Raw genomic sequence first — 10,989 nt, forward strand, 5'->3', positions numbered from 1 at the left:
CGGAGGCACACGATGACGAGCGCGTATCACCTTCCCGCGGGCAAGGCCCTGGGCGGCCCCTATGTCGTGGACGTCACCCCCGAGTCCGCGGCCTGGGGCTACTCCAGCCTGCGGGTCCTTGAGCTGCCGCCGGGCGGCTCGCACACCTTCGACACCGACGACAGCGAGTGGATCGTGCTCCCGCTGAGCGGCGCCTGCACGGTCTCGGCCGCCGACGACTTCGGCCACGACACCTTCGAACTCCACGGCCGCGAGAGCGTGTTCACCGCCGTGAGCGACTTCGCGTACGTCCCCAGGGACTCCCGTACGACGGTCTCGTCGGCCGGCGGTGGCCGCTTCGCGCTGACCGGCGCCCGCTGCGCCCGGCGGCTGCCCGCCCGCTACGGCCCGGCCTCCTCGGTGCCGGTGGAACTGCGCGGCACCGGCACCAGCAGCCGCCAGGTCAACAACTTCGGCGCGGCCGGCGTCTTCGAGTGCGACAAGCTGATCGCCGTGGAGGTGATCACGCCCGGCGGGAACTGGTCCTCCTTCCCGCCGCACAAGCACGACGAGCACCGGCCCGGCGAGGAGTCCGTCCTCGAAGAGGTCTACTACTTCGAGTTCGCCGACCACGAGGGCACCCCCGGTCTCGGCTACCAGCGCGTCTCCCCCTCCGGGCAGGGCCGCAACACCGACGTCCTGGCCGAAGTCCGGGGCGGGGACGTCGTGTTGATCCCGGACGGCTGGCACGGGCCCTCGATGGCGGTGCCCGGCCACCACATGTACTACCTGAACGTCATGGCGGGTCCCGACGAGGACCGCTCCTGGCTGATCTGCGACCACCCCGATCACGCCTGGGTGCGCGGCACCTGGCCCGAGCAGCCCGTCGACCCCCGTCTCCCTCTCTACACGGCACCGGAGCAGTCCTGATGAGCACCCCCACCCGCCGCCTGACCGTCGCGCAGGCCCTGGTGCAGTTCCTGTCGGCCCAGTACACCGAGCGCGACGGCGTACGGCACCGGCTGATCGCCGGCACCTGGGGCATCTTCGGCCACGGCAACGTCGCCGGACTCGGCCAGGCCCTGCTGGAGGCGGGCGAGGAGGCGATGCCGTTCCACCAGGGCCGCAACGAACAGGCCATGGTGCACGCGGCGGTCGGCTACGCCCGCCAGCTCGACCGGCTCTCCGCCCAGGCCGTCACCACCTCGATCGGACCGGGCGCGACCAACCTGGTCACGGGTGCCGCGCTGGCCACGATCAACCGCCTGCCGGTCCTCCTCCTCCCCGGCGACTACTTCGCGACCCGCGCCGCCGACCCGCTGCTCCAGCAGCTGGAGCACCCGGTGGAGGCCGACCTCTCGGTCAACGACACGCTGCGCCCGGTCTCGCGCTACTTCGACCGGATCTCCCGCCCCGAGGCGCTGGTCCCGGCCGCGCTGAACGCGATGCGCGTCCTGGCCGACCCGGTGGAGACCGGCGCGGTGACCCTGGCTCTCCCGCAGGACGTACAGGCCGAGGCCCACGACTGGCCGGAGGAGTTCTTCGCCGACCGCGTGTGGCACGTACGGCGTCCCGCACCCGACCTCGCCGAACTGGCCGAGGCAGCCCGGGCGATCCGGTCCGCGGCACGTCCGCTGATCGTCGCGGGCGGCGGCGTCCACCACAGCCGCGCCGAGGAGGCGCTGAAGGCCCTGGTCGACGCCACCGGCATCCCGGTCGCCTCCACCCAGGCCGGCAAGGGCTCACTGCGCCACGACCATCCGGCCGACCTGGGCGGCATCGGCCACACCGGCACCGCGGTCAGCGACGACATCGCGCGCACCGCCGACCTGGTCATCGGTGTCGGCACCCGCTACACCGACTTCACGACGGCCTCCAACACCCTGTTCCAGAACCCGGCCGTGCGTTTCGTCAACCTCAACATCGCCGCGTTCGACGCCCACAAGCTGGCCGCGCGCACCCTGGTCGCGGACGCCAAGTCCGGTCTGGAGGCGCTGACTTCGAGCCTCGACGGGCACCGCGTGGACCCCGCCTACGAGGCCGAGTACCGCGCGGGCAAGGAGAGTTGGGAGCGGGTGGTCGACACCGCGTTCACCGCCCCCGACGAGAACGCCGTACCGACGCAGACCCAACTCCTCGGCGCCCTCGACGCGGTCGTGGGCGACGACGACGTGGTGATCAACGCGGCCGGCTCGCTCCCCGGCGACCTGCACAAGCTGTGGCGGGCGCGCTCGCCGCGCCAGTACCACCTCGAATACGGCTACTCGTGCATGGGCTACGAGATCCCGGCCGGCATCGGTGTCCAGCAGGCCGCGCCCACCACCGCCGTGTGGTCGCTGGTCGGCGACGGCACCTATCTGATGATGCCCACCGAGATCGTCACCGCCGTCCAGGAAGGCCTCCCGGTCAACCTGGTGCTGATCCAGAACCACGGCTACGCCTCCATCGGCGGCCTGTCCGAGTCGGTCGGCGGCGAGCGCTTCGGCACCCCCTACCGCTACCGGGCGGCCGACGGCACCTTCTCCGGCGCCCCGCTCCCGGTCGACCTCGCCGCCAACGCGGCCAGCCTCGGCATGGACGTGCTGCGCCCCAAGACCGTGCGCGAACTGCGCGAGGCCCTGGCGACGGCCCGCGCCTCCGACCGGCCGACCTGCGTCTACGTCGAGACCGACACCACCACCCCGACCGCTCCCCCGGCCGAGGCCTGGTGGGACGTACCGGTCGCCGAGACCGCCTCGCGCGAGTCCGCCGTACGGGCCCGCGAGGAGTACGACCGTCAGGTCGTCGACCGTCGCCGCCATCTCTGAAGTCGCTGAACGCGCCGAACTCCCCTCCCTTGAAAGGCACTGGCACCATGAAGACGATCACCCACTGGATCGACGGCAAGCCCGTCGAGAGCGCGTCCGGCCGTTTCGGACCCGTGTACAACCCGGCGACCGGCGCGCAGGAGAAGCAGGTCGGCTTCGCGACCGTGGACGAGGTGGACGCCGCCGTCGCCTCCGCGAAGGCCGCGTTCGAGAGCTGGGGCGCCTCCTCGCTCGCCAAGCGCACCGCGATCCTGTTCAAGTACCGCGAGCTGCTGGACGCGCACCGCGACGAGATCGCCGAGCTGATCACCGCCGAGCACGGCAAGGTGCACTCGGACGCGCTCGGCGAGGTCGCGCGCGGCATGGAGATCGTCGAACTCGCCTGCGGCATCAGCGTCCAGCTCAAGGGCGAACTGTCGACGCAGGTCTCCAACCGGGTCGACGTCGCGTCGATCCGCCAGCCCCTGGGCGTGGTCGCGGGCATCACGCCGTTCAACTTCCCGGCCATGGTGCCGATGTGGATGTTCCCGCTCGCCGTCGCGACCGGCAACACCTTCGTGCTCAAGCCCAGCGAGAAGGACCCGTCGGCCTCCTTCCGGCTGGCCGAACTCGCCTCCGAGGCGGGCCTTCCGCAGGGTGTGCTGAACATCGTGCAGGGCGACAAGGTCGCCGTGGACCGGCTGTTGGAGCACCCGGACATCGAGGCCGTCTCCTTCGTCGGCTCGACGCCGATCGCGAAGTACATCCAGCTCAAGGCGGTTGAGCACGGCAAGCGCGTGCAGGCCCTCGGCGGCGCCAAGAACCACATGCTCGTCCTGCCGGACGCGGACCTGGACTTCGCGGCCGACCAGGCGATCAACGCGGCCTACGGCTCGGCCGGCGAGCGCTGCATGGCCGTCTCCGTCGTGGTCGCGGTCGGCGACACCGGCGACGAGCTGGTCGGCAAGATCGCCGAGCGGGCCGGCAAGCTGCGCATCGGCCCCGGCAACGACCCGGCCAGCGAGATGGGCCCGCTCATCACCCGCGAGCACCGCGACAAGGTCGCCTCCTACGTCGCCTCCGCCGCCGCCCAGGGCGCCGAGGTCGTCGTGGACGGCACCGGCCTGACGGTCGACGGCCACGAGGACGGCTTCTTCCTCGGTGTCTCCCTCCTCGACAAGGTGCCGCTGACGGCGGACGCCTACAAGGACGAGATCTTCGGCCCGGTCCTGGTCGTGGTCCGCGCGGAGTCGTACGACGAGGCCATCACCCTGATCAACAGCTCCCGTTGGGGCAACGGCACCGCGATCTTCACCCGGGACGGCGGCGCCGCCCGCCGCTTCCAGATGGAGGTCAAGGCGGGCATGGTCGGCGTGAACGTGCCGATCCCGGTGCCCGTCGGCTACCACTCCTTCGGCGGCTGGAAGGACTCCCTCTTCGGGGACCTGCACATCTACGGCAACGACGGCATCGCCTTCTACACGCAGGGCAAGGTGATCACCACCCGCTGGCCGGACCCTGCCGACGGCGGCATCAACCTCGGTTTCCCCAGCAACTCCTGACGACCCGTCACCCCTTGTGAGGAGGTGCCCTCCGTGGCGAAGACCGGTGGCTACTCGCGTACCGTGGCCGGCTCCCCGCTCGACGGCCTGCATTTCGCCCTGGACCGCAACAGTCCGGTGCCGCTGTACTACCAGCTCGCGCAGCAGCTGGAGGCGGCGATCGAGCACGGCACCCTCGCGCCGGGCAACCTCCTGGGCAACGAGATCGACCTGTCGGTCCGCCTCGGCCTGTCCCGCCCCACCGTCCGCCAGGCCATCCAGTCCCTTGTCGACAAGGGACTGCTGGTCCGGCGGCGGGGGGTCGGCACCCAGGTGGTGCACAGCCAGGTCAAGAGACCGCTGGAACTCAGCAGCCTCTACGACGACCTGGAGTCGGCCGGACAGGGACCGACCACGAAGGTGCTGCGCAACGAGGGGGTACCGGCGACCGCCGATGTCGCCGCCGCCCTCGGGGTCGCGGAGGGCAGCGAGGTCACGCTCCTGGAACGGCTGCGCTCCACCCACGGCCAGCCGGTGGCGTTCCTGTGCAACTACCTTCCGGCCGATCTGCTCGAACTCGACACCGCCCGGCTGGAGTCGACGGGCCTGTACCGGATGCTGCGCACCGCCGGCATCACCCTGCACAGCGCCCGCCAGACGATAGGCGCCCGCTCGGCCACCCCCGAGGAGGCCGCCCGGCTCGACGAGAAGGAGAACGCGGCGCTGCTCACCATGCAGCGCACGGCCTACGACGACACGGGGCGGCCGGTCGAGTACGGGACGCACGTCTATCGTGCGTCCCGGTACGCGTTCGACTTCCAGCTGCTGGTCAGGCCGTGACCGGGACGGCGGCGGCCCTGGCCGCCGCCGGTCCGGACGGCGCTACTTGGCGAACGGCCCGTCCAGGGCCGCCCATTGGAGCAGCATGATGGTCTTGGCATCGGCGATCTCGCCGCTCCGGATCATCTCCAGGGCCCTGCGGAAGGGCAGTTCGAGGATCTCGATGTCCTCGCCCTCCTCCTGGAGTCCGCCGCCCTCGTGGGTGCGGGTCGAGGGGCCGTAGGAGGCGGCGTAGAAGCCGATGCGTTCGGTGACCGAGCCGGGGCTCATGTAGACGTCGAAGACGTGCTCGACCTCGCCCACGGTGTGTCCGGTCTCCTCGACCACTTCGCGCCGTACGGCCTCCTCGGGGTGCTCGTCCTCGTCGTCGAGGAGGCCGCCCGGGGTCTCGACGAGCATGCCGTCGGGGTGGCCGTTGACGTACACGGGGAAGCGGAACTGGCGGGTGAGCAGGACCGTTTCGCGCTCGGCGTCGTACAGGAGGAGGGTCGCGCCGTTGCCGCGGTCGTGGGTCTCGCGTTCCTGGGTGGTCCAGGTGCCGTCGGCGTGCCGGAAGTCGAAGGTGGTGGTGCGCTCGACGTACCAGTGGCTGGAGAGCAGGGTGACGTCGCGGACCCTGACCCGGGGGTTGCCGGTCAGGTCGAGGCCCGTGCGGTGGAGGCCGGTGCGGCCCCGGCGGTCGGGGGTGTCGGCGCCCGCGGTCATCGGAGGCCGGCCGAGGGGGAGCAGCTGATCGAGTTGTTCATGTCCGACGTCTATCACCCGGGGATGTGCGACGTGTGGCCGAAACCGGTGAGCCGCGAGCCCAACCGGTGTGCCAGTTGCGTTGATTCGTCGCCCGACGTCCCCTCCGCTGGGCATGCTGGAGGCATGTCTCAGCACGGTGATCAGGTTCCCGGCTACCGGGTGATCAGGATGGAAGCGCTCCAGGACGCCCCGGCCGCCGCCCTCGCGGACGTGGAGGCGTGGCAGGCCCGCGAGGCCTACCCGAACGTCCTGGCCGGCGGCGGCCCGGTGTTCGGGGTGGCCGAGGAGCTGGACACCGGCGGCTGGCAGGTCCTCTCCCGGTTCGGCACCATGGCCCCGCAGAGCACCCGCGACACCCTGGCGGCGATCTTCCGCCAGCGCGCGCGGGAGGCCTCCGACGCCGGCGACACGGCGGCCCAGCAGGAGTGGCTGCGCGGGGCGGAGCGGCTGGACTGGGAGAAGATCGACGAACTGACCGTGCACGGCCGGCGGTTCCGGGTCGTGCGGGCCGACCAGTTCATCCGGATGGGACCGACCGGACCCGAGCCGCCCCGGCCCTCCGACCCCGACCCGGCGAAGGTCGGGCACGGCCATGAACTCCCCAGCCGCACCACGGGGTTCGTGATCGACCCGTTCACCGCGACCGGCATGTCCGAGGGCATCCTGCGGATGGAACTGCTGTCACTGGTCCGCGCCCCGGGCATGGCACCCGCCGCCGTACGCGAGGACTCGGTGCGCGCCCTGGAGACGCATCCCGGGGGTGTGCTGCTGCCCGCCGAGTTCACCGCGGCGGAGCACACGGACGACGGCTGGCAGCCGACGCAGATGACCAACCAGAGCCCGCAGGGGGCACGGGACACGCTCACCACCTATCTGCGGGTGATGGCGCCGGCCATGGAAGAACTCGACGAGGAGACACGGGCCGAGTACGCGCGGGCCGCCGACCGGATCGACGCCGAGCGCTGCGACGAGATCGTGATCGACGGGTGCCGGACGAGGATCGTACGGGTCGAGCGGCTCGTCCGGATCGGCCCCGACGGTCCCGAGGGCCCGCGCCCCTCCGACCACGACCCGGAGCTGCCGTCCTCCGTCCAGGAGGAACAGCTGCGCGCGGAGGGCCTGTTCGACGAGAACCGGGTGATCAGCGAGGAGGAGGCCGAGCGCCAGCGGGTCGCCGACGCACAGGCCAAGGAGTTCCTGCGGCTGTTCGAGGAGCAGCGGCAGCGGCGGGAGGCCGCGGAGGGTTCCTGAGCCGGGGCCCGGGGGTGGGACCGGCCCCGCGGCCGGTCCCACCCTTTCTCACCGGACGTACGTGATGCGGTCGTGCTCAGCCCTTGCCGAGCATCTTGTTCATCTGCTCGATCTCGGCGCTCTGTGCCGTGATCACCTCGGCCGCGAGCGCCGTGGCAGGGCGGTAACTGCCGTCCGCCTTCTCGGTCCTGGCCATCTCCACGGCGCCCTCGTGGTGCTCGACCATCATGTCGAGGAACAGGGCGTCGAACGCGGCGCCGGAGGCCTTCTCCAGCTTGCCCATGTCGGCGGCGGTCATCATGCCGGGCGTCGAGGACGACATGTCGTGGCCCATGCCGGTCATGTCCTGGGGCACCTTCTCACCCCAGGACGTGAGCCAGCCGGACATGGTCCCGATCTCGGGGTCCTGTGCGCCCTTGATCTTCGTGGCGAGGGTCTTGACCTGCGTCGAGGCGGCGCGGTCGGTGGCGAGCGAGGCCATCTCCACGGCCTGCCGGTGGTGCTGGATCATCTCCTTCGAGAAGGAGACGTCGGCGGCGTTGTGCCCGCCGGCCCCGGTCGCGGCCTCGGTCGCGGTCCCGGTACTGCCACTCGCCTTGTCGTCTCCGTCGGCGCCGCACGCGGTGAGCGCGAGGGCGGCCACGGAGGCGGTGACGGCGAGAGCGACGGTACGGCGGACGGACCTGCGTCGTGCGGTCATGGTGGTACTCCTGGAACGGTTGTCTGTACAGGGCATGCCGAAGCGCGCGGGGGTAGGGCGCGCGCGGGCTGCTCTAGATCCGCAGGAGTTGGAGTTCGGAGAGGGAGGGCGGGGCCCGGCCGCCGTCGGGGCCGCCACCGGTCAAGGACCCACGGATGTCGGACCGTTGGGCCCAGGCGGCCACGTCGGGACACAGCAGCGGAACCACGGCGGGAGGACCGGCGACGGAGGCGGAGGCGCAGGTCGCGTCCGCGTGGGTCATATGGCTGCCGCAGTCGCCCGCGTCGTGATCGCAGGCGTCCGGGGTCGACACCCGCTCGACCACGGCCGTGGGAGGGGCCGGAGCAAGGGCCGGGGTCATGGCCGTCACGGCGTGCTCGGACGAGGGGTGGGCCAGCGGAACCGGACCGAGTCCGTGCATGCCCAGCAGGCCCAGGAGCAGCGCGCCCATGAGAGCGGTGGTGCCCCAGCCGTTCGCCGCGTAGAAACGCGCGGGAGTGTTGCCGAAGAACAGGGACGGCACGAAGGCCAGATTGACCGCGGCCAGGACATAGGCCGACCTGCCGGTCCAGCGTGGCAGGAGTCCGGTGCGGGAGACGGCGAATCCCAGCGCGGTCAGAAAGAACGCGAGCATGAGCCGGGAGATCGAGCCGTAGAGGATGTAGGTCCCGCTGACGTCGATCGTCGGGTCGATCGGACGGTCGGCGGCGATGACGGCACCGGCTTCGAGACCGCTGGAGACCAGGGTGATCGTCGTGTAGACCAGCCCGGCGGCGAAGGCCATGGAACCGGCCCACTCGTACGCGGGACACACGCGCTTCACCAGTTCGCGGAAGGCGGTCACGAACACCAGCAGAAACGCCAGCGCGACGATTCCGATCAGCAGCCGGGAGAGGACGTTCGCGTCCGGCGGCGGTCCCGAATAGACGAAGTACAGCGGAACTTCGACGATGAAGGCGCTCGCGGCGGCGATACCCGCACCGCCGACGAGACGCCTGGCCGACATTTCGTTCATGAGGTCCCCCGGAATGTCCGTGTGGTGGATTCGGTACGCCTTGAATCCTGCCGCCGGCGGCACACGGGGTCCCTGGGCCTGAGGACCGGATCGGGGGTGGTCCTGACGACACCCCCGGCCGGGCGTCAGCCCTGGGTGCCGCCCGTTCCGGGCCTGGTGGCCGTGCGCAGTTCGCGCTTGAGGATCTTGCCCGCGCCCGACATCGGGAACTGTTCCACGCGCTCCAGGCTGCGCGGGCACTTGTAGCCGGCGATCTCCTTCCTGCAGAACTCCTGGAGTTCCTCCAGGGTGAGCGTGGCGTCGGGGACGAGGGTGACCACCGCGTGCACCCGCTCGCCCCATCGCTCGTCCGGCAGGCCGATCACCGCGACCTGGACGACCGCGGGATGCTTCGCGACGACGTTCTCGACCTCGGTCGAGTACACGTTCTCGCCGCCGCTGACGATCATGTCCTTGAGCCGGTCGACGACGTACACATAGCCGCGTTCGTCCATGTAACCGACGTCACCGGTGTGCATCCAGCCGTCCCGGACCGCTTCCGCGGTCTCCGCCGACTTCTTCCAGTATCCGAGCATCACGTGCTCGCCGGCGGCGGTGATCTCGCCGATCGTGCCGGGCGGCACCTCGGTGTCCTTCTCGTCCACGATCCGCACCTGGGCGTACGGCGCGGCGCGGCCGACCGAGCGGCGCAGCACCGGGTCGTCGTGGTCCGCGTCGAGCAGGAGCGTCGTGGACGGCGACAGTTCGGTCATGCCGTACACCTGGAGGAACCGCGCCGACCGGAAGGCCGCGCGGGCCCGGGTCAACAGGGTCTCGGAGATCGGGGACGCGCCGTAGGCGAGGAGTTCCAGGCTGCTCAGGTCGTAGGCGTCCGCGTCGGGGTGGCCGACGATCGCCTGGATCATGGCCGGCACCAGCAGGGTCTGCCTGGCGCGCTGCTCCTGGATGGTGCGCAGTATCCCGACCGGGTCGAACACGGCGACCGGCGCGGTCGTCATGTCGGCCAGCATCCCGACGATCCAGAAGGCGAACCCGGCCAGGTGGAAGGCGGGCGCGGCCAGCACGGACGTGCCGCCGCGCGGGAGTTGGGTGTGCAGCAGCGTGCCCAGGGCCGTGATGTAGAGCTGGCGGTGCCCCAGCATGACGCCCTTGGGCAGGCCGGTGGTGCCGCCGGTGTAGAAGATGCCGGCCATGGCGTCGCCCTGCCGGTGCGCGTCCTCGACGGGTTCGGCGGCGAGCAAATCGGCCAGCGGCAACAGGCCGTCGGGCGTGGGCGCGTCACCGCAGTGCACGATCGTGCGCAGGCCCGGCGCACCGGCCCGCAGCTGCGCCACCATCGGCAGGAACGCGTCGTCGACGAACAGGACGCCGACGTCGGCGTCGTCCAGCGCGTAGGTGTGCTCGGTGGCGCTCCACCGGGTGTTGAGCGGTACCACGACCGCGTCGGCCCACGCGGTGGCGAGCGCGATCTGGCAGAACCGGTCCGTGTTCAGTGACAGCAGACCCACCCGGTCGTCCTTGCGCACGCCGAGCCCGGTCAGACCGCCCGCCAGCCGGGAGACCACGTCGTAGGTCTCCGTGGCCGTGTGGGTGCGCCCGTCGTACACGGTGAACGGCACGTCGGGTGACTGTCGTACGGCTCGGTGCAGCGATTGGGTGAGGTACATGGCGGCCCTTCCTGACGTCGCTCTCGATGGCTCGCGCGTTCCGATCTCCGGCCGTCGCGGCTGCGGAGATCGGAACCGCCGTGTGGCCGCCGCCGGACAGCGGCGGCCACCTACTTGCGCTTACCGGAGAAGGAGAACGTCATGAACGCGGCCTTGACCTTGCCGCTCATGGTGTCGCCGTCGAAGGTCCCGGTGGTCTTGACCTTGATCTTGGCCGGGGAGGTGAGCTTGGCGGTGTAGCTGAAATCCGCGCCGTGGACCTCGCCGTCGTCGATCGGGGTGCCGTCGAAGGTTCCGGTCAGGGTCGTCCCGTCCGTGCTGAGCACCAGGTCGGCCTGCTTGTCGCCGGTGGGACCCTGATAGGTGATCGCCCACGTGCCATCGAGCGCCATGTCAATTCCTCCTGTTTTCAATGCTGTTCACTGGTTCTCGGTACTGGTGGCACTTGCTGTGCCGGTCGTGC

At 70.9% G+C, this 10,989-nt stretch carries 10 protein-coding genes and 1 pseudogene; 5 read left to right on the forward strand and 6 right to left on the reverse strand.

The features are described 5' to 3' along the window. Positions 1 to 12: 12 nt before the first annotated feature. From iolB to ACIQPR_RS43120, 4 genes are read left to right on the forward strand one after another with little or no spacing between them, the layout of a single operon-like run. Positions 13 to 909, forward strand: coding sequence for a 5-deoxy-glucuronate isomerase (iolB, locus tag ACIQPR_RS43105; protein WP_403661078.1), 897 nt, complete (start codon positions 13 to 15; stop codon positions 907 to 909). Next, complete coding sequence (iolD, locus tag ACIQPR_RS43110; protein WP_403661081.1) at positions 909 to 2,786, forward strand: 3D-(3,5/4)-trihydroxycyclohexane-1,2-dione acylhydrolase (decyclizing); 1,878 nt, start codon at positions 909 to 911, stop codon at positions 2,784 to 2,786. Before iolB ends, iolD begins: the two co-directional genes overlap by 1 nt. A gap of 47 nt (positions 2,787 to 2,833) precedes the next feature. Continuing rightward, positions 2,834 to 4,327 (forward strand): CoA-acylating methylmalonate-semialdehyde dehydrogenase, encoded by a 1,494-nt coding sequence (locus ACIQPR_RS43115; RefSeq protein WP_403661084.1) that lies wholly within the window; start codon positions 2,834 to 2,836, stop codon positions 4,325 to 4,327. A gap of 33 nt (positions 4,328 to 4,360) precedes the next feature. Further along, entirely contained in the window at positions 4,361 to 5,146 is a 786-nt protein-coding gene (locus tag ACIQPR_RS43120; protein ID WP_403661088.1) for a GntR family transcriptional regulator, read from the forward strand. 42 nt (positions 5,147 to 5,188) lie between these two features. On the opposite strand, the gene ACIQPR_RS43125 is transcribed toward ACIQPR_RS43120, so the two are convergent. Then, entirely contained in the window at positions 5,189 to 5,851 is a 663-nt protein-coding gene (locus tag ACIQPR_RS43125; protein ID WP_403661091.1) for an NUDIX domain-containing protein, read from the reverse strand. A 165-nt stretch (positions 5,852 to 6,016) separates the two neighbouring features. On the opposite strand from ACIQPR_RS43125, the gene ACIQPR_RS43130 reads away from it, so the two are divergent. Next, entirely contained in the window at positions 6,017 to 7,144 is a 1,128-nt protein-coding gene (locus ACIQPR_RS43130) for a DUF5954 family protein (RefSeq protein ID WP_403661094.1), read from the forward strand. Between the two features lie 76 nt (positions 7,145 to 7,220). Here the strand turns inward: ACIQPR_RS43130 and ACIQPR_RS43135 are convergent, their stop codons facing one another. The 5 genes and pseudogenes from ACIQPR_RS43135 to ACIQPR_RS43155 form a co-directional block, all read right to left on the reverse strand. Then, entirely contained in the window at positions 7,221 to 7,844 is a 624-nt protein-coding gene (locus ACIQPR_RS43135) for a DUF305 domain-containing protein (protein WP_403661097.1), read from the reverse strand. 73 nt (positions 7,845 to 7,917) lie between these two features. Then, positions 7,918 to 8,295, reverse strand: coding sequence for a DUF6153 family protein (locus tag ACIQPR_RS43140; protein WP_403661121.1), 378 nt, complete (start codon positions 8,293 to 8,295; stop codon positions 7,918 to 7,920). Beyond that, a pseudogene (locus ACIQPR_RS43145) lies at positions 8,281 to 8,859 on the reverse strand (hypothetical protein); the annotation flags it as partial. The pseudogene ACIQPR_RS43145 and the gene ACIQPR_RS43140, both read right to left, overlap by 15 nt. A gap of 125 nt (positions 8,860 to 8,984) precedes the next feature. Next, complete coding sequence (locus ACIQPR_RS43150) at positions 8,985 to 10,526, reverse strand: AMP-binding protein (RefSeq protein ID WP_403661100.1); 1,542 nt, start codon at positions 10,524 to 10,526, stop codon at positions 8,985 to 8,987. 110 nt (positions 10,527 to 10,636) lie between these two features. After that, positions 10,637 to 10,918, reverse strand: a complete 282-nt coding sequence (locus tag ACIQPR_RS43155) for a hypothetical protein (RefSeq protein ID WP_403661103.1) — start codon at positions 10,916 to 10,918, stop codon at positions 10,637 to 10,639. Positions 10,919 to 10,989: the final 71 nt, after the last annotated feature.

This window comes from Streptomyces sp. NPDC091280 (assembly GCF_044768565.1).
Lineage (GTDB): Bacteria > Actinomycetota > Actinomycetes > Streptomycetales > Streptomycetaceae > Streptomyces.

Bases quoted from the DNA above. Each gene is read 5' to 3' on its own strand.
- iolB (WP_403661078.1), top strand. From the start codon at position 13: ATGACGAGCGCGTATCACCTTCCCGCGGGCAAGGCCCTGGGCGGCCCC.
- iolD (WP_403661081.1), top strand. From the start codon at position 909: ATGAGCACCCCCACCCGCCGCCTGACCGTCGCGCAGGCCCTGGTGCAG.
- ACIQPR_RS43115 (WP_403661084.1), top strand. From the start codon at position 2,834: ATGAAGACGATCACCCACTGGATCGACGGCAAGCCCGTCGAGAGCGCG.
- ACIQPR_RS43125 (WP_403661091.1), bottom strand. From the start codon at position 5,851: ATGACCGCGGGCGCCGACACCCCCGACCGCCGGGGCCGCACCGGCCTC.
- ACIQPR_RS43130 (WP_403661094.1), top strand. From the start codon at position 6,017: ATGTCTCAGCACGGTGATCAGGTTCCCGGCTACCGGGTGATCAGGATG.
- ACIQPR_RS43135 (WP_403661097.1), bottom strand. From the start codon at position 7,844: ATGACCGCACGACGCAGGTCCGTCCGCCGTACCGTCGCTCTCGCCGTC.
- ACIQPR_RS43140 (WP_403661121.1), bottom strand. From the start codon at position 8,295: ATGGGCGCGCTGCTCCTGGGCCTGCTGGGCATGCACGGACTCGGTCCG.
- ACIQPR_RS43150 (WP_403661100.1), bottom strand. From the start codon at position 10,526: ATGTACCTCACCCAATCGCTGCACCGAGCCGTACGACAGTCACCCGAC.
- ACIQPR_RS43155 (WP_403661103.1), bottom strand. From the start codon at position 10,918: ATGGCGCTCGATGGCACGTGGGCGATCACCTATCAGGGTCCCACCGGC.